Consider the following 18,779-nt stretch of genomic DNA (forward strand, 5'->3'; position numbering starts at 1 on the left):
TGAACAAATGCTGCTTTTTAGGTCTAAGCGTCCCTTCATCTTTAAGAGCTGTGCCCAACTCCTTTAGTCAATCTGGTGAGGTTAGGCGGTGTTTACACATCCATATATCCTGCCATCTGTTGCCATCTGCCATCTGTTGAACGGGGTTTGTGGTTGGTCGACATATAGAGCGGCATGATGATCGACAGATTTTGGATGGAGGCAGGTTCAGCCGGTTCCCGAGGTCCCGGATGATTCGATGGACGTTGTCGAGGTCGCAGAAACGCACAAAGTGTTCCCTATCTCGAGTTCGACAATGCCGACGAGCACGCCGATCAACGCCTCGCCGATGACGAGATGACGGGAATCCGCCGTTCCACCTCCGTGAGCTATTGTAGCCGTTGCATCCCTGTTCCGGTCACGTCGTGCATGTCCATGCGATGCTCGCAGCGTACGGATATTTTTCGCCGGACCCTCCCTCCGCTGCAATGCTTGCGAACGCTCCAAGCCTTCATCGGTCAGGATCAATGACTTCGACTTGTTGACTGGGTCGGCGATCATGCCCTTCTTGTGAAGCCGATCCGTCGTTGCCCAGTCGAAGCCCTTCCAGGCACAACGCTCGTTATGCACCGTCAGCCATAGCAGCGCCAAAACCGCATCATCGATCTTGTCCTCATCGATCTCCATGAACCCACGTTACCACGCGCGGCACCCGAAATCCTGCGGCCCTGCTCGGATGGATACTCCGGAGCGCCCCACATCGGCGAACCAGAACGACTTAGTTCACGTAGACTGACTAGATCTGAACGAAAAAGCGCCTTCAGTTATGGCCGCTGCAAAGGTCGGAACCAACGAATATACTAATTATCGAGGGAAACTAGAAACGGATAGCGAGACACTTAAACAAACTACCTCTAAGAGATTTGCTTGATCGATTGCATTGATCTTACATTTCCATACTTCCTGCCTCGCATCGCCACCGCCTCGCACCGCCACCGCCACCGCCTCGCAGCGCCACGCACCCAAGACGGAAGCGCCTGGTTTCGCGTTTGATCTCTTCGAGCCAACCACCAAAAGGCATCACGTCACGCGGTCGCTTCAATAGATTACGAGGACGACGCTAAAAGGACGCGTCACCAATATCGTAAGCTTTTTAGACCAGCTGACCCGATCCCGGTTTGCGATGGCCGCTTGCCCCGCACCTCCTCGAGGTATTAATAGGGGAGGCGTTGGCATAATGTGTTCGAGTCTATTAAATCCCAATCTTGTAGCCTGACCGACAGACCCAAGAAGTCTCTGTTATCACCACTTCCGCTACAAACTCTGACCATGGCCGATAATTTCGATCCATTGCGAGACGACGGACGCAGGGTCTTCCGTCCGCGGGCCAGCCACTCCAGGGCTCAGACCTTCCCAGAAGAGGAAACTTTGAGAGCCCGATTTAATCGTCGCGTGAATAGCCACCCTTTGCCCCCGGCCATCAACCCCCGCGAGTACGACTACTACTCAGGCAACCTTAGGCCTTTTCCTCAACACGATTATTTTCCCGCACCCTACAACACCTGGGCCACCTATCGCGCGATGCCACCAACGCAGTTCTCCAACAACCAACCTTCACCTGAGTGGCTTTGGCCGATGGAACCCGCCCCTACCAGAAACGATGGTTTTTTAGATGACGCTCTCAGGCACTTGACGCAGCAGGAACGTGCGTTCGTAAACGCCAATGCCCGCTATCTCGGATGCGCAGGCTTCACGCCAGAGGACATAATCCTTCTAGCTCGAATTCCGACAGCATGGGACTATGTTTTAACCTACGCCCTCGTTCAACGGGACAGGGGTTTCGCTCCAAGTCAGATTATGCTCCAGGCATTTTACCCGCCCGCTCCGGTGGGATCGAGCGAAAGACGTACCACGCGCATCAGATCCCCCGATGCCAGTGTCCGTCGCCCGCGCCGTCCCCGCCCGTCACAAGCTCTTCTGCCCGATTTGGAGCGACGGGAGGAACGTGACTTGACAGAGGAAGAGCGGACAAATCTGGAGGACGCTCATTCACGATGGAGCCCGGATCTTGACCTTCGCCAAATGGGTCTGGAGTTCTATCTTTATATGGTTCCCGCCGAACTAGCAGCCCAGATCGCTGGCCATAAGAACCTGATATTGTCGTTGGCGGGTTTGGCATATGTCGAAGACCATCAGCACGAATCAACAAAATCTTCGCATCGTCACGCGGTCAAAACTGCTACAAACTATCTCCTGGATGCTCAAGACGAAGGTTTGATCGCCATTTGCGATGACGCCGTCGGAGACTATGTCGGGTTTTGTGGGGACGGGGTAAGCGCTGGTTTTGCAGCGTTGAAAGATGCGATCCAGGACCATCAGCTCAATCAAATTGAATGCAACAGTGAACTTTTCGCTCAGGCCAAGCGCCTGTTCGTTCAACGACAGATCAATCAGGAAGCGGTCGAGCTTTACCCTCAGGAAAGCTCCGGGGTAGCTATATACCTTTCCCAGCAACTACGCGACCTCCATGGTCTGGAAGGTGTGCAAACGACTGAGCGAACCAGGTTCCCCCGGGTCTACCAAGAGAACTCCAGCCAGGTCAGGGCGATCGCCGAGAGGTTGCGTGATCAACTCGACCAACCCGGCCAGATCTACCTAAATTTTCTCCAAAGCAAAGCAGCCATTCGGCAGCGATTGAGGCAGTTGTTTCCAGAGGATTACAGCCGTATGGACTACGAGCTAGACACTCTCACTGGGGAGGCCGAAGACGCGATAAATGCGACGGAGGAAAGTGGGGCAGGTGGCGGGACCGGCGCTTCCATCGCCGATAGAATAGCGCGAGCGCAGATTGGTCACGACCTGCTATTGACCTTGGGCAATGCTCACAAGAATTGGTACGAGGAGAAGCTGAAGGAAGTTCTTTCGGACCCCGCCAAATTGGATGGGGAGATGGTGCAATAGCATTTAGCGGAATCGGTTTGATGTGTTTAGGGCGTTTTAAGTGGGCCTAGCTACTTCGTATAATGCAAGCTTAGATGATTTGCATCTCGTGAGCGGATATAACACACTTCCGCTGGCAACAGTCACGTCCGGACAACGTTCCATGCTGTAGTCGGTGAAGTCCGGCCCTTTTCCGTTTTCGTCGAAACTCCCTATTGGCCGAGTGCAAAAATCAACCCATCCTCGCATATACGAGCTGACGCGTTTTCTTGTGGCTGCAGGACACGTCATACAGTGACCTATAGATGAAGCGCTTGGTGTCGCATCCCCGCTTTCCTCTGGACCACGTGACTGGGAGTTTGAGTATGTGCTCTGTTCCTTTTGGAACGAATCGGCTTAGAAGCCTGTAAACGGCACCCCAACGGCTAGATGTTTACATAAGGATATATCCTGCCGTCCCCGCCGTCCGCCGTCCCCGCCGTCCCCGCCGTCCCCGCCGTCCCCGCCGTCCCCGCCGTCCCCGCCGTCCCCGCCGTCCCCGCCGTCCCCGCCGTCCCCGTCCGCGCCGAGTTCTCGGAAGGGTCATTACACCTCAAAGGTTGGTATGATGTGCAGCCACGCTCCGGTGACTTTTAGCGTCAAAAATCACCGCTCGCGACTTCGGCTGCTGGGAACCTAGCTATCGCCTTTTGCCCCCAAGGTTTGACAACGGCTCATGAAAAAGGAATATCTTTGGATCGCGCAGCAGCGATAGACCTATGGCGACGCGCTGGCGCTGTCCGCCAGAGAGCTGTCGCGGAGATTATGGATACGATCTGCCACTCGCGAGCACCATCAACACGTGCCGCTCCATGGGCTCTGTTGACAGACCCTCTAGCGCTACCAGCGACAGCAGCACGACGAAGGTGTCCACTGCCAGATGTCCGCAGCCATTACTCCAGGAGCATCTTCGGCGTTGCATCCGCTTCCGGAATATTCTCTAATTCGACTCCAATGCCTGTGGCCGCCGTAAAATCCGACAGCATTTTTTGGATAGCCTCGCTCCTCGGATGCCCCACCATCAACACTGATAGACGCTGACCGGCAAATGGCGGGTCCTGAGCAGTCGCAGGTGTCGCAATGGCCAGTGCTGCGCTTAATTAGTGCGACGAGTCCGGTAATCGACTTAAGATCGTCTATAACATTTCAAGTCTTCGGCAACCCAACATTATGCTCCTCCGTGCGGAGGGTCCTGCTCTCTTCAAACCTCTAGCTCTTCGGCCCCCTCGCCGTGACGCGCCTTACCGACCCGCTTCCCCCGACCGAACTGACGCCACCCATTGTCAGCGACATCCAGGTCAAGAATATCGACAAGCCTGGCCGCGATTGCGTTACCGAGTGTCACGTGGCTCTCGGCGCTGAAATGCACCCCGTCAAGTGGGTCGACGGAGATCACTGAAGCGGCGTCGAAAAAGTCGATATCAGCTGCATTGGCAACTTGCTCATAGTGTTTAGCGAGTTGTCGAGATTTTTCGCTGGCTCCTGTTAGGGCTTCTGCCGGAAATCCCTGTTCCAAAACGGGAGGAGGTGCGACGAGCAGAACTTTCGGCGGCTCGCTAGCAATGACGCCGCACGGCATCTGCATTATTTTTAAAACAAGCTGATTGATATTCCGGGAAATGACCCAGGCGCTCAGGTTGAAGCGGGCATGGAGGTCGTTTGTTCCCAACATCAGAACGACACAATCGAGAGGGCGGTGAGTTTCCAGAGCAACTTTGAGCGACGTCAATCCGTTGCGATCGCCTCCACCCGTCGGGTCGTCGTAGATTGTCGTACGTCCCGGCTGAGCTTCCTCGATGATGTGCGCGCGCTCGCCGAGAACGGCTCGCACCACTCCTGGCCAACGGCTATTCGGGGGAAACCGATCGAGATCCGTCACGCTCTTCATAGGTGGCGTGCCATGCGTGTTGGAATCGCCGAAACATAAAATTACCGGTTGCCTGCTCATTAGTACCTTCCTGTTGCCCGGTGGCGTGCCCCGCCAGTCATGCGGGAGGCTTAAGAGGATGAAAGCATCGGACGCTGTGCGCCGAAGCGTGTGAAAACGGCGGTAGCGCCGTGCTGCATACACGCGTCCAACGGTCACATCGGGGCGCGTACCGGCATCCGGCATCTGAGCGTTCCAAATCTACCGCGGGCGCGCGGAACACCTTGCGGTCCTCATCGTCAAGCCGTGGTGACGCGTCCCAAAGGTCACGGGAGTATGGGTGAAGCCTTGACACGGCGATGCCGTCAACGTCGGCCTTTTCGACAATACTGCCGCGATACATGACCGCCACGTCATCCGCCAAATACTCAACGGACGTCAGGTCGTGCGAGATCACGAGGATCGCCACATCGCTTGTCGTACGTAGTTCATTCAGCAGATTAACAAGCTCCGCGCGTACGGATATATCGAGAGCCGAAGTCGGCTCGTCGGCTATAAGCAGCGCCGGTCTCAATGCCAGGCTTCGAGCTATGGCCACTCTTTGGCGCTGACCGCCGGAGATTTCCTCAGCGTTTCGCTCGGCGGCCGCGCTCGGAATCTTGACCAGGTTCAGAAGTTCATTGGCTCTCTTGCGCTGTTCTGCAGCAGTACCGACCCCATGGATCTTCATCGGTAGCATGACCTGGTCTAGAAGCGGCATGTGCGGCACGAGAGACCCGCCAGCATTCTGGAATATAACCCCTACCTTCCTGGAGACCCATTCTCGTCGGGCCTGATCGCCTTCGATCGCCTGCGGGTCGGTACCGCCGATGCGGATTTCGCCAGAGTGGCGAACTAGACCCGCAATCGCTTTCATAACCGTGGTTTTTCCCGAGCCGGACTCTCCGACCAGACCAAGGATTTTGCCCTTTAGAAGGGTTAAGCTCACGTCAAGCGCGCCGTAAATTGGTGGTCTCCCCTTTCCACCAAGGTATTCGACGGTGACGTTTTGAAGTCGAAGTGCCGGGATCGCGGACGTCATGCCACTACCTCCATTTTGACGCCAACTGGATTGTGGCAGGCAAGGCTCCGGCTTTGGTGATATTGAGTTTCTGGCCGCTCAGTTGCACATTGAGCAATCTCTGAGAGGCATCGCCCCGCAAATCGACATCCAGGGGAGAAATCCTTCGGACTCGGTACGGTACCAGGGATGGAATAGAGCTTCCGCTCGCGTCGTTCCATGGAACGGATCGCTTTTAACAGCCCGTCCGTATAGGGGTGTTTGGGAGTGCGTAGCGCCGCGAGCGCCGGACCACTTTCCACCACACGGCCGCCATACGCCACCGCGATCCGGTTTGCCGAGGTGGCGACCAATGCCAGGTCGTGGCTAATCAGCATGAGACTGAAGCCCAAATCACGGCGAAGGTCATTGATCAGTTGGAATATCTCCGCCTGAACGGAAACATCCAAAGCCGTTGTGGGCTCGTCCGCGACGAGGAGCTCTGGCCGGCGTGCAAGAGACATTGCAAGCGCAATGCGTTGGCACTGGCCGCCAGACAATTCGTGAGCATAGGCTGAAAGGACACGATGTGGCAGTCTGACCTGATCAAGCAGGTCCTTTGGTTTCAGGCCCTCTGTCTTTTCGCAAATCAGCGCCATCTGGCTCGATATTTTCTTCACAGGATTAAGGGCGGCGATCGAATCTTGCGGGAGAAAAGCGAGACGTCGTCCCCGGATTGACCGCAACTGTTTGTCCGAGGCTGCAAGAAGTTCCCGACCGCCAAACCTCACCGAGCCCGATGCCACCGCGCCGCGCGGCAGCAGACCAAGCACGGACTGGGCGATGAGAGATTTGCCGGAGCCAGATTCGCCGGCAAGTGCCAGTACCTCACCGCGCCGCACGTCAAATGTGACGCGATCGACTACGGCAACGTCCCCATAGTGAGCCGGTAACGACACGCTCAAGTCACGTACTTCGAGAAGCGGGGGTTCAGCGTCTGCGGCGGCATCACAAGACCGCTGTCCGCTTCGCGGAGCCGCGAACGTCTTTGACTTTGACAGGCGCTGCTTGCGGTTGCTGAGTGCGTCTCCTATCAGATTGACCGAAAGGGCAAACATTACGATCGCCAGACCGCCTGCCGTCGAGACCCACCAGCGTCCGGACGCCATCAACGCACGGCCACCGCTGACGATGTTTCCCCAAGACGGGGTCGGCGCTTGCACTCCAACGCCAATAAACGATAGAGCCGCTTCTAGCAGAACTGCATCAGCCAGCACGACGAGTGCAAAGGTCAGGACCATCGCAGCCACCGACTTTCCCACCGCGCGCGTCAATATAAAGATGTTATTGGCTCCCGCTACTTGGAGCGCTTGTACATAGGTTTTACCGTACTCAGCTTGGATTGTGGCAGCCACTAACCGAGAGATTGGCGGCGTATAAAGCACGCTCAAGACAATGGCAGTCGTCAATGCACTTGGCACAAGCAATGTTGCCAACGCGATCGCCAGGATGACGCCGGGGAAAACCAGGACGAGATTGATCAGAAGGGTCACTCCCAAGCCGAGAACATCGCGCCGTACCGCGATGACCGCGCCAAGCAAGCAGCCGGCAAGTAACGCGAGGAGCGTGGCGCCGACAGAAATCATCACGGAGATGCGCGCGCCCCAGACCACCCGTGAAAAAACGTCCCGTCCCAATTCATCCGTGCCAAAAAGATGAACTCCGCCAGGCGCCAGCAACGGTCGCCCAATGCCTGTCCGCAAAGGGTCAAAGGGGGCTAGGAGACCGGGAACGGCCGCGGCGACCGCAGTGGCAACGAGAATAACAAGCGCTGCCCATTCGGCAACGCCGAGCCGGGACAAGAACTTTGCCATGTCAGTGACTCCCAACGCGCGACCGTGGATCGAGGAGGAACACGGCCACGTCCACCAGGACCGTTATAAGAAGGAAGATTGCCGCGACCAGCACCGCGACAGCGCGCAAGGTCCAGATATCCGCCTTGAGGGCGGCATCAACCACCAGACGCCCGATACCCGGCATTGAAAGCGCTGTTTCGATAAAGGCGGCACCTGCCAAGAGATAGCCCGCATAGAGCCCTAGGACCGTCACGGGGGCGATGGCCACGTTGCGAAGGAGATGCGAGAAAACAATGCGCGCGGGACTCAAACCTTGCGCCCGTGCAAAGCGCATATAATCTTTGTCAAGCTCTTCCAGGATTGCTGTGCGAATAATCCGAGCAAGTGCCCCGGCGATGGGTAGCGCGAGCATGGTAGAGGGAATAACCATGCATCTAAACCAAGCATACACCCCTCCCTCGGAGAGGCTCACGTAACCTCCCGTAGGAAACCATCGCAGCGTCACGGCAAACACCCCGACGGCCACGATTGACAGCCAGTAGTTGGGCGTGGACATCAACAACGTCGCTACGTTCTGGAAGAGCCGTCCGAGCCAACTATCATATTTAAGAGCCGCCAATGCGCCGATGAACGCGGCCACGACCAAGGCGACGGCGATCGCGCACCCGGTCAGCTGCAGCGTTACCGGCGTGACCTCACGCACCACCGTCCCGATGTCCTGACGTGAGACCAGCGTATGCCCGAAATCCCCGCGCAAAGCGTCGCCCAAAAACCGCACATAGCGGACTGGGATCGGATCATTGAAACCATTTTCCTCAAGCCACTTCGTTCGCTCCGCCGCGTCCGTAGGCTGCCCCAATCGCGTGATCGATGGATCGCCTGGCACCAGATCCACCAATACGAACACAAGAAAGGCGGCGGCAAAGAGCACCGGTATCGATTTGCCGATCCGCCATACTAAGAAGCCAATCCAGGAGGATTGTGTCGACGCTGTCATCCCTGACCTCCTCAGCCTCTGTTAACTGATATGGTCCGTACGTCGAGGGAGGCCGTCTGCAGCGGGACGACGCCATGAATATCGGCGGGGCGCCAGGCCGTCGGAACATCCCGGTGGAAAAGCAGGCTCATGGGCGTCTCCTCGAGGATGATGGCCTGAACCTCGGAGAGAAGCGCCGCCCTATCCACATCGCCAAGCATGCTCTTTTGCAAAAGCTCCTGCATGCGTTGGGCCTGTTCGCCCTTAAAGTGGTTCAGCTGCGCGGACCAGAAAGCCCCGTGGAACCATTCATAAAGCAACGATCCATCCCAACCGAACCATGACTGGTCTGTGATCGCGATGAGAACATCGTAGTTGGCGTTGACGACGTTGGAGTAGATGGCTTCACCGCCGACGTTCTGCTGAACATCAAAGCCCATTTCGCGCCATTTCGAAACGATCAGATTGGCTGCTGATTCATTCCAGGGAGTCAGGTATGTCTGACAGATGAACGCGCGACCATCAATTTTTAGACCGTCGGCATACCCCGCCTCGGCCAGCAACTCTCGAGCCTTATCGGGATTGTAGCCATACTGCGTCTCCGGCTCCCGGTAGAGCGGATGGTGCTGCGGCAGTAAGGACTTTGCGGGTTTGCCATTGCCGAATAGCGCGACGTTGATCAACTCATCCTTGTCGATCGCATACATCAGTGCTTGGCGGACTCGCTTGTCATCAAAAGGCGGCTTCGAGCAGTTGAACATTACAAAAGAAGCAAGAAAACCCGGCTGCAGCTCCACTTTGATCTCTGGATTTGACCGCAACGCGTCGAGATCCAGATCCCCGGGCTCCTCGACAATGGAAACCTCACCGACATCGAGTGCGGCAATGCGCGCCGCTGCATCGGTTATGATCTTGAGCTGAACTTTCTTGACTAACCCAGGTGTCGAGCCCTTGTAACCGTCAAACCGCTCCAGCACGACTTGGTCGTTGGCTGATGCGGCCACCATTCGATAGGGCCCGCTCCCAATTGGCTTGGCACCGAATTCCTCAAGGTCTCTCTGCACGAGGCTGCGAGGTGCGATCCCAACAACGGCAAGTCGATCCTTAAGAAGGTCCGTCGCGTACAGCAACTCGATTTCAACCGCGTTGTCGGCGATAGGCTTCGCCGTCTTTATGAAGGGTACGAACTGCCTATAGAACGAGCCGTTCTTCGCGTCGACGATGCGGTTGATGGAAAATGCCACGTCCTCCGCGGTTACCGGTTCGCCGTTATGAAAGACACTCCCAGTCCTAAACTTCACCCGGTACAGCGTCTCGCCTAACTGTTCAGGATCACCAATGGCGAGTTGGGCGCGTGTCTGCCTGTCTGAATAGGAGGTCTCGTAGAGGCGCTCAAAGATCAACAGGTTTGCCGCGATAACCGTGGAAGTCACCGCGACTGCCGGATCAAAGGAGCCGATGTCGCGCGCCATACCGATTTTCAATGTGGCGTCGCTGGCTGCCTCCTGGGCATCGGCACGGCTGCTTGCCAGGATGCCCGCACCAACGAGGGCACTCACGCTTGAAAGCATAAATGAGCGGCGGCTCATCGCCAGCTTCTGAATGTTTTGCGCGCACGCAGCAGCGCCACCTATGTCGTGCTTCGACATGTGCCCTCCTCCCGTTTCCTTTTTGCAGCACGAAGTGCTGCTTATCTCCCAGGAAGAGGCCTAATACATAATACGTATTATGTAAAGGAGAATTATGCTGGGTTGTTGAGCGCCAATATCTGACGGGCTTCCCGCCCCAGGGCTCGACCGAGCGCCAGATGGCCAGGTGCGTCCAAATGGACGCCGTCTGCGCTGACGCCGGCAACCGAATTGCAGTCGAAAAAGAAGCAGCCGGTGCGCTCCGCCACCTGGCTGAGGTATCCCGCGTGCCCCTCAAAGCGCCGCCACGCGTCTCCCCAGAACTCAGGCTCTGCTTTCTGCGTAATGGCGGGAGGTGCCACTATCAGTATTTCAGGGCTCCGCTCTGCTAACGCATAATAGCCTTTAACGTGCTGAATCAACGTAAGAACACCTCTGGCTGAAGTGAAGGCGGAGGCGTTGAACTGCACCTTGAAATCATTGGTGCCGAGCATGATCACGAGGAGATCGAGCGGTGCGTGGGTTTCAATAGACGCTACGATCAGACGCGCTCCGTTTTTATATTCTCCCTCGATTGGATCATCGAACACAGTCGTGCGTCCACTTAAGCCGTCCTCAACAACATCAATCCCGCGGCCAGCTTCCCCCGCCATTATGCGCGTCCACCGCTGCTCTTTGGGCATGCGTCCCGGTGGGAGTGCAAGATTGGTGAAAGGCGGGCATCCCCATGTGTTGGAATCGCCAAAGCAGAGTATCGTTGTCATGGTCGCTCCCGGATCATTCCTTGGCAGTTTGACTAAATACGTATCACCTATTATATACAAAGCGTATCCAAATCCGCTCCATCGGCGCATCCAGGAACTCAAGATGACTGTTTACCGCCGTCCCGATCCAATACCCCGAGCGAGCGCCCCTCGGGAAACCGGCGGCGCGTTGGCTCCTCTGCGCGAGCAGAACGCCGACCTTAACCAACTAGCAGCCAAACATATATTTATGGCCATTATTTCCAAACAGTGGGGTGCGAGTGGATATCTCCCGAAAGAGGAAGTACTTGGCGAACAGCTAAGGGTCAGCCGGACCGTCGTACGAGAGGCCACCAAATATCTCGCGGCGAAGTCTGTCGTGGAAACGCGCCGACGCCGAGGCACCGCGATCTTAGATTTCCACCTCTGGAATCTGATCGACCGTGAAGTTATCGATTGGATGAACGAAAGCGGGCAGTTCCCGAATGCCGGTGGAGATCTCCTCGACGCGTTGAAGTATACTCAGCCCGCATTGGCGGAGTATGTCGCTATGCAACCAGGGCCCTTCTCCGGCTTAATAGATATCGGCGAACGTATGAGCCTCGTCCCGGACGGCCAGCGGCCGAACCTGATACTTGAGTTCCACGAGCAAATTGCGATTCTCGCCGGAAATCCGTTTATGCGGAATCTGACTCTAAATGCTGTCGAAGGGCTCCGACGGCACCATCGCGATGTGCTCGGCGGCTTCGTGGCGTCGTGCCAAACCGGAGACTATCAAGACGCGGTCAGAGCGATATGCGATGGCAACGGCGAACGGGCGAGAACGACACTGCAAACGATATTTTTTCGTACGCCAGGCAGGCTCCCGTTTGATTCCGTTTACTCGAGCCTCGACACTTAGCGCTGCCAAACGGGCCAGAGCTGAGTTGATAATGTGCGATAGTCTTTGCCGGTAATTTTGGCACTGTTAGCCGCCTGCCTGGCGACGACACCCCGTTCCGGTGCTGGAGCCCGGCAAGGGCAATACGAAGACCGGGCGACTGTGGACCTACGTTCGCGATGGTCGCCCCTGGGGCGATGAGACGCCGCCCGCCGTCTCCTACTTCTACAGTCCGGATCGCAAGGGCGAGCATCCGAGACCCCCTAAAGCGTTAAGCTCACAGTGCCTATCAGTCCGCCGATGCACAGGGCGTGCTGATATGGGTAAATTGCGAACTTGTGCAATCAGGCGTCGGACAAAGCGCGGAAAAGCAAATCGGAATGTCGGATCGAACTAACCCAAGCCGAACTTCAGAACGATTACGTACTATTGGGAGTCTCAAAGCCCGCGGCCAGAACGTTCTCGCTCGGAATTCATAAGTTCCCGTCGCCGATCGGGCCTATCGGGCATTTCCTTGGTGAACTTCGTAAGCTCCTGCCCCGAAAGCTCACACCTTGTTGCGATGCCTCGCGCAACGTCCCAATAACGTTCCATTGGCGCCCCTCCGGGGGTGTTTCGAATTGTGTCAAAAGTCCTGCGGAGCTCCGCTACGTCCACATTATTTTGATCTTGCCTGCTTACAATATTCTGATCGCCAACCGCGCTGGCTGAATTTTCATTCGTTCTTCCGATGGAATTGTCACGCCTCTGCCGTAGCTCCGGCAGCAGTGGGCCCATATGGTATCTTGCCGGATGTCCACTCATCGCTGTGATCGCGTCCCATGTTTCGTGATTACCATTGTTATTATTAGCCAAATCAACGGCTTGACTAATGAGAGTTCGCCTATCGTCAGCGTTGAAGGCATCCAAATGCGGTCCTATCGCGGTAAGCATTTTTACCTTTTTTCTAGAATAGGAGACTCCGCTAGATAGCGCGCATATGTCGCTGACAAGACGGGATTTCACGTCGGAAGGCTGAAATTTCAGAATGGGAGCCATTGCTTTCACGCGATCCACGGCATCCGGGGCATGCTTTATTAGATCGTTTCCATAATAAGGAGCGACCATGACATTTTGATATAGCTCCCTGGCTAGTTGACCTGCCTCAGTAAGCTCCTTGTTATGATAGTTGTATTTAGCCACACGAGAAGAAGCGGAAGGGTTACCCGGGTCGAAATCACTCGGTGATACGAAAACACGGAGAGTTTTGCTGGTTTGTCCGATGGATTTGAGAGTTTTTGCGTCATGCACTGGGTTACCAGTCAGAGCCTCACCAAAAATTTGGTCCTTCACCTCGTTCGGCAATGTTTCCAAACGGGAGCGGCCCGACGGCGGCCCGTCGCGTCCCAGCCTGTTGAGTCTGCTCGTGCTGAGCGTGTCCCCGTCTACTGAGCTAATTGGCACCATGCCTTCAAAAACGGCATTCTCCGCCTCGTGATGCGTTTCTGGCAATTGGGAACTCTTTACCCGCGCAGACTTGTCACGTCCTAACAAGTGGGCCAGTCGTTGACGACCTCTACTGAGGAGGCGTCTCCACGGTGAATCATTAGGCATTTCTGAAATCCTTAGGCCGTGTTAAATTTATTGTGCGTAAGTCGTTATATATTGGCACAATATGCCTCCTCGTAAACGAAGGGGCAAGCGGCGCCTATTGGTGACCCTGGGAATCGCTCCGCAGGATGACACGGAATCGGATACGACATGGTCTCACTATTTCGCCGTCGCTTAGCGATGTGGCTCCTGTCGCGGACTTCATAACACGTACTAGCGCCCAACCGACCACCGTCAGAACCCGCAGTTTCTTTTCGGTCGCGAGCTGATCATGCACGAAGTCCATCCCCACACGTCGTTCGGACCGATCGCCATCTTCCCATCTTCCGAAAGCTTTGCCTTGACCCCGCGTTCGGCATCTTGTTGCGCAACTGCAGGCCCAAGTCTCTGTAAATGCGGTAGGTTCGCTTATGTTCGTGCCCCAACCTTCGCGTTCCAGCAGCACATGCACACGGCGGTAGCCGTAGCGCACGCGCGTTTCGCAAATCTCCCGAATACGATGTTCCAGGCCGGCCTGATCGGCACGGCGAGATGGTGTATTGGTAGGTCGACCGATCGAAGTTCAGCGCTCCACAGGCACGCAGGATCGAGATCATCCAATCCCGGCACATGCCCTTCATCACCTACGCTTGCGAGCAGGCCTCAGAGCTTTCGGCGGATAACATCCTGCACCATCTCGCGGTCCAGCGTCAGGTCCGCAACGATCTTCTTCAGCCGCGAATTCGTCCACGAGCTGCTTCAGCTTCTTCATCTCCGGCGGCAACAGACCCGCGTATTTTTTCTTCCAGTTGATTAGGTCGCTGGCTGATCCCAGCATTCCGGCAGATCTCCGCGACTGTCACCCCTTCATCAACGCCTTCTGCGCGTCCGAAAAACTGCGATGCTTTCATCGTCTTCCGTTCCTTTCCCAGCCAGGAAAAATCACCGGAAAACTCTAACCAAAATCGGTCCAGTTTGAAGGGTTCAGATCACCGCTGAGACGGAGGCACAATCGCCGGTCAATGTCATTGACGATTAACTGCCGTAGCGCTCCGCTGCCATCTCCAGTTTCAACTGAAACGTTTATCACATTCTGCGAGCCACCGTTTTGCAATATCGTCTAGCTAAAGTTAGACGTGATTTTTTCATCAGATACGGTGCGATCTTTCCACGATACAAGGGAATATAGAGTAACTGTTAGTCTCACGGCTCGCGTCCGGCCATTCAGAAAGCGGCGAACGAAGACCCCCAGACCGCACCGATAATCTACCATGGTACTTTAACCCGAGCCTCAACAAGATGATGGACAGGATGCTCAAGTCTCCCTCGCGAAACCATGTGTTGCCTCTAAGAGGCATCATGCGTCTCTGTTCCGGTCACTTCGGTCACCACACGGCTGAGCTCCGCATCCAGCTCGCGATAATGTTCGCAATAGATTTGGCCATTGTTGGTTTTTTCCTCGCTGGCCCATATCTTCAGAACCGAACGAGCTACGTGGTGATTAACTACGCCGTGGTGTTGTGGATTAGCGCGGAGCTAGTCGCCAAATGGGCCGCAACCTCGGGCGCTCGTCGCTTTTTGTCCAGACCGATGAACTGGCTCGATTTCCTTATTGTAGGTACGCTGCTCTTTCCCCAATATTTGTCGAGCTTTGCCTTCCTCCGTGTCGCGCGCATTTGGTCGATTGTACAACGACCGGTCTTTGCGCTTCTGTTGCGTCATCTCGGTCTGCGAACACAGATCGATGTTGTCATTGCCTTTATAAACCTCGTCGTCTTCCTCTTCCTCGTGACCGGCTTCGTTTACACCTTTTTTTTCCACCGGGAAGATATGGGCATCGGCTTTATTGACGCGCTCTACTTTACCGTCACTACTATGACCACTACGGGATTCGGCGACATTACACTGCCCGGGACGGCCGGAAAACTGACGTCGATCGTGACAATGATCATCGGGATATCTCTGTTCGTTCGCCTCGCCCAGGCTATCGTCCGGCCTTATAAGGTCACTTTCGATTGCTCAGTGTGCGGGCTGCAGCGCCACGATGCAGATGCAGTTCATTGCAAGGCGTGCGGCCACACTATTGATATCCGCGATGAGGGCATGTGAGATTCGATAACGATGCATCCTAGATGGTGTAACGGGCGGTGCCCAGCCAGCAAGGTTTGAAAGGCTGGTGGTCGTCCCTCACAATGATGGTGTCGCGGAGTCAGGAATGGCCTGCTCCATAGCATCACGGAGAGACGACCATGAAGCAGTATGCCGGCATCGACGTGTCATTGGAATGCTCAAGCGTGTGCGTGGTGGATGCGGATGGCCGCATTGTGCGGGAAGCAAAGATCCTCAGCGAACCCGATGCGCTGATCGCCTGGTTCGGCGAGCACGGCGTGGCGATGGAGCGAATTGGTCTGGAGGCCGGCCCTTTGTCGCAGTGGCTCCATGCCGGGATGGTGAAAGCAGGTCTTTCGGTCGAGCTGATTGAGACGCGCCACGTGCGGGCAGCCTTTAAGACGATGCCGGTCAAGACCGACAAGAAGGACGCACGGGGCATTGCGCAGTTGATGCGGCTTGGCTGGTTCAGACCGGTCCACTGCAAATCCCTTCCGGCCCAGGAGGTGCGTGCGCTGCTGACCGCCCGCAAGCTCATTCAGGGTAAGCTTCACGACATCGAGATGAGCATCCGGGGCATTCTGCGCGGCTTCGGCCTCAAGGTCGGGCCGACGACGCGACGCACCTATGCGGCACGGATCCGCGAGCTGATTGAGGGTCATCCGACACTGGAGGCGATCGCCGCGTCGCTATTGAAGGTGCGCGACACACTTGCTGACGAATTTGCAGGTTTTGAGCGCAAACTGCGCGCTATGGCTCGTCAGGACGACAACGCACTTCGGTTGATGACGACGCCCGGCGTCGGCGTCCTGGTGGCGCTGACATTTGTGTCGGCCATCGACGCTCCCGAGCGCTTCCGATCATCCCGAGCGGTGGGGCCGCATTTCGGATTGACGCCGAAGAAGTACCAATCGGGCGAAACCGACTATAGCGGTCGCATTTCAAAGATCGGCGATGTGGGCGTGCGAACCGCGCTCTACGAGGCGGCCAACGTCATCCTCACGCGACCGGTCAAAGGCTCCGATCTGAAGTGTTGGGCACTGGCGGTCGCCAGACGTGCGGGGCCTAGAAAGGCGCGTGTCGCGCTGGCCCGCAAGCTGGCGGTGGTGTTGCATCACATGCTCCGGGATAAAACCAACTTCATTCCCCACAAGGCCGCGCCAGCAATGGCCGCCTGAGCCGGAAGGAGACAACAGGACAGCTTTCGGGCGGGCACCACCATCAGCCGCCCGGAGCAAGGTCCCTTCGCCGGGACGATGGATGGGTTAGGCCGCCATACGGCAAGCAGCACTCAGGTGACTGCGCGTTCCTAGATTGGCCAGCCGGTCCTCAGCAGACCCCATACAGCAGCGGCCCAGCGCCGACTGCGGACAGAAGCAAGCACTCGGCGAGGGATTAAGCTCACAAGGGATTGACTCGGGAGAACCCGTTACAGAAGACCGTATGTTCGTGGGGTGAAGGTGGCCGCCCCCGCGGTAAGCTGAATTCGGGGGTTGCTCTGGATAGGCCGGAGCCGAGCCCCACGCTTAGCGAGGGCGAACCATGAAAGAAGATAGCGTAATTTTCATCGGCTTGGATACGTCCAAGCTGAAGATTTCGGTGGCGGTAGACCGTATGTTCGTGGGGTGAAGGTGGCCGCCCCCGCGGTAAGCTGAATTCGGGGGTTGCTCTGGATAGGCCGGAGCCGAGCCCCACGCTTAGCGAGGGCGAACCATGAAAGAAGATAGSGTAATTTTCATCGGCTTGGATACGTCCAAGCTGAAGATTTCGGTGGCGGTTGCGGATGGATTGCGCAACGGCGAGGTGCGGTTTTTCGGCGACATCCCCTCGGATCCGGCGTCGGTGGCATCGATGGTCAACAAACTTTCAAAGCGCGGAGCCAAGCTTCACTTTTGCTACGAGGCCGGTCCCACGGGTTACGGTCTTTATCGCCAGATTGTCGAACTGGGGCATGACTGCGTGGTGGTGGCACCGTCGCTGGTTCCCAAGCGTGCGGGCGACCGAGTGAAGACAAACCGCCGGGATGCCGTAAGCCTGGCGCGCCTGCATCGCGCGGGCGAGCTGACCGCGGTCTGGGTTCCGGACGAAGCTCATGAGGCGATCCGCGACCTGGTACGGGCTCGCGAGGCTGCCAACGACGCGTTGAAGCAGGCACGTCAGCAACTTCAGTCTTTCTTGTTGCGTCATGGCCGGATCTATACCGGCCGCACGCCTTGGACGCGTGCCCATACAAGATGGCTAACACGCCAGGCCTTCGATCACCCGGCCCACCAAATCCTGTTGGCAGAATATTGCCAGGCCATCGAGGATGCCGGCGTGCGTCTGGACAGGCTGACCCAGCTGGTGGTGGAGACCGCGGCATCCTGGTCGATGGCCCCGGTTGTGGCCGCCTACCAAGCAATGCGCGGCGTCGCGTTCATGACCGCGGTCACCTTTGTGGTCGAGATCGGCGATGTCAGGCGCTTTGATAATCCCCGTCAGTTGATGGCGTATCTTGGTCTTGTGCCGTCGGAAAGCTCGACGGGCGAACGGGTCAAGCGTGGGGGGATTACCAAGGCAGGCAACATGCGCGCGCGAAGGGTCCTCATAGAAGGCGCCTGGACATATCGCTTCCCGGCCCGTGTAAGCTCGACAATCCAAGCACGGCTGGAGGGACTGCCAAGGGCGGTTCGAGAGATTGCCTGGAAAGGCCAGGTGCGACTCTGCGCGCGCTATCGCAAGCTGATGGCGGCCGGCAAGCCGAAGGTCGTCGCTGTCACCGCCATTGCCCGAGAAATGGCAGCGTTCCTGTGGGCGATTGGACAGGAGGTCAATCCCAAGGCAAAGATCTAATGCCCATGGCAGGCTTGAAGAGAGACACATAACTCAAAAATTGAAATCATCTGCTGTTGGACAAGGCTGGAGACAGGGCTCCGGTGGGGGAACCCTCGTCGTCTGCTATGTGGCGGATAAAATCCATGCCCGATCCTAGACAGAGGCAGCCCCAGACGAAAACACGGAAATGCGGTACCCAACCCGCGCATAAGAGTATGCCAGCCGTCGTCTAAATGCCCTGTCTCCTGCCTTGTTCAACAGCTCCACGCATATGCTTTCGTCGTCAAAGCCGGAAAGGAAAGAGTTATGACTAAAAGCTTGCAAACGAACATAAGAGCAG

The 18,779-nt window shown here is 56.6% G+C and carries 12 protein-coding genes and 4 pseudogenes; 6 read left to right on the forward strand and 10 right to left on the reverse strand.

The window, feature by feature from the left end; all coding sequences use genetic code 11:
• Window positions 1-456: 456 nt before the first annotated feature.
• Window positions 457-666, reverse strand: a pseudogene (locus ASD00_RS15805) (DUF6429 family protein); the annotation flags it as partial.
• A gap of 1,323 nt (window positions 667-1,989) precedes the next feature.
• Between ASD00_RS15805 and ASD00_RS15810 the strand changes: the two are divergent.
• On the forward strand, window positions 1,990-2,940 hold the full coding sequence (locus ASD00_RS15810) for a hypothetical protein (protein ID WP_057207502.1): 951 nt from the start codon (window positions 1,990-1,992) through the stop codon (window positions 2,938-2,940).
• A gap of 676 nt (window positions 2,941-3,616) precedes the next feature.
• On the opposite strand, the pseudogene ASD00_RS40080 reads toward ASD00_RS15810, so the two are convergent.
• The 7 genes and pseudogenes from ASD00_RS40080 to ASD00_RS15840 all read right to left on the reverse strand — a co-directional run.
• Window positions 3,617-3,718: pseudogene (locus ASD00_RS40080) on the reverse strand (ATP-binding cassette domain-containing protein); the annotation flags it as partial.
• Window positions 3,719-4,159: 441 nt separating this feature from the next.
• Window positions 4,160-4,906, reverse strand: coding sequence for an SGNH/GDSL hydrolase family protein (locus tag ASD00_RS15815; protein WP_057207503.1), 747 nt, complete (start codon window positions 4,904-4,906; stop codon window positions 4,160-4,162).
• A 37-nt stretch (window positions 4,907-4,943) separates the two neighbouring features.
• Complete coding sequence (locus ASD00_RS15820) at window positions 4,944-5,906, reverse strand: ABC transporter ATP-binding protein (protein ID WP_057207504.1); 963 nt, start codon at window positions 5,904-5,906, stop codon at window positions 4,944-4,946.
• Window positions 5,903-7,738, reverse strand: a complete 1,836-nt coding sequence (locus ASD00_RS15825; RefSeq protein ID WP_057207505.1) for a dipeptide/oligopeptide/nickel ABC transporter permease/ATP-binding protein — start codon at window positions 7,736-7,738, stop codon at window positions 5,903-5,905. The genes ASD00_RS15820 and ASD00_RS15825 overlap by 4 nt, the downstream gene beginning before the upstream one ends.
• 1 nt (window position 7,739) lies before the next feature.
• Window positions 7,740-8,717, reverse strand: a complete 978-nt coding sequence (locus ASD00_RS15830; protein ID WP_057207506.1) for an ABC transporter permease — start codon at window positions 8,715-8,717, stop codon at window positions 7,740-7,742.
• An 11-nt stretch (window positions 8,718-8,728) separates the two neighbouring features.
• Window positions 8,729-10,345 (reverse strand): ABC transporter substrate-binding protein, encoded by a 1,617-nt coding sequence (locus ASD00_RS15835; RefSeq protein WP_057207507.1) that lies wholly within the window; start codon window positions 10,343-10,345, stop codon window positions 8,729-8,731.
• 92 nt (window positions 10,346-10,437) lie between these two features.
• On the reverse strand, window positions 10,438-11,088 hold the full coding sequence (locus ASD00_RS15840) for a GDSL-type esterase/lipase family protein (RefSeq protein WP_063963273.1): 651 nt from the start codon (window positions 11,086-11,088) through the stop codon (window positions 10,438-10,440).
• A gap of 103 nt (window positions 11,089-11,191) precedes the next feature.
• Between ASD00_RS15840 and ASD00_RS15845 the strand changes: the two genes are divergently transcribed.
• Both ASD00_RS15845 and ASD00_RS38825 read left to right on the forward strand, forming a co-directional pair.
• Entirely contained in the window at window positions 11,192-11,968 is a 777-nt protein-coding gene (locus ASD00_RS15845; RefSeq protein ID WP_162249729.1) for a GntR family transcriptional regulator, read from the forward strand.
• 91 nt (window positions 11,969-12,059) lie between these two features.
• Window positions 12,060-12,206: pseudogene (locus ASD00_RS38825) on the forward strand (transposase); the annotation flags it as partial.
• A 179-nt stretch (window positions 12,207-12,385) separates the two neighbouring features.
• Here ASD00_RS38825 and ASD00_RS15850 read toward each other — a convergent pair.
• Entirely contained in the window at window positions 12,386-13,438 is a 1,053-nt protein-coding gene (locus ASD00_RS15850; RefSeq protein WP_156585630.1) for a hypothetical protein, read from the reverse strand.
• Between the two features lie 325 nt (window positions 13,439-13,763).
• Window positions 13,764-14,427, reverse strand: a pseudogene (locus ASD00_RS38830) (IS3 family transposase); the annotation flags it as partial.
• A gap of 448 nt (window positions 14,428-14,875) precedes the next feature.
• On the opposite strand from ASD00_RS38830, the gene ASD00_RS15860 reads away from it, so the two are divergent.
• From ASD00_RS15860 to ASD00_RS15870, 3 genes are all read left to right on the forward strand, one after another.
• Window positions 14,876-15,625, forward strand: coding sequence for an ion channel (locus tag ASD00_RS15860; protein WP_156585632.1), 750 nt, complete (start codon window positions 14,876-14,878; stop codon window positions 15,623-15,625).
• Between the two features lie 140 nt (window positions 15,626-15,765).
• Window positions 15,766-16,803, forward strand: a complete 1,038-nt coding sequence (locus ASD00_RS15865) for an IS110 family transposase (protein ID WP_057207512.1) — start codon at window positions 15,766-15,768, stop codon at window positions 16,801-16,803.
• A gap of 535 nt (window positions 16,804-17,338) precedes the next feature.
• Entirely contained in the window at window positions 17,339-18,457 is a 1,119-nt protein-coding gene (locus ASD00_RS15870; RefSeq protein WP_057207513.1) for an IS110 family transposase, read from the forward strand.
• Window positions 18,458-18,779 lie beyond the last annotated feature (322 nt).

It is taken from the genome of Ensifer sp. Root31, from assembly GCF_001424825.1.
In the GTDB taxonomy this organism is placed as follows: domain Bacteria; phylum Pseudomonadota; class Alphaproteobacteria; order Rhizobiales; family Rhizobiaceae; genus Ensifer; species Ensifer canadensis.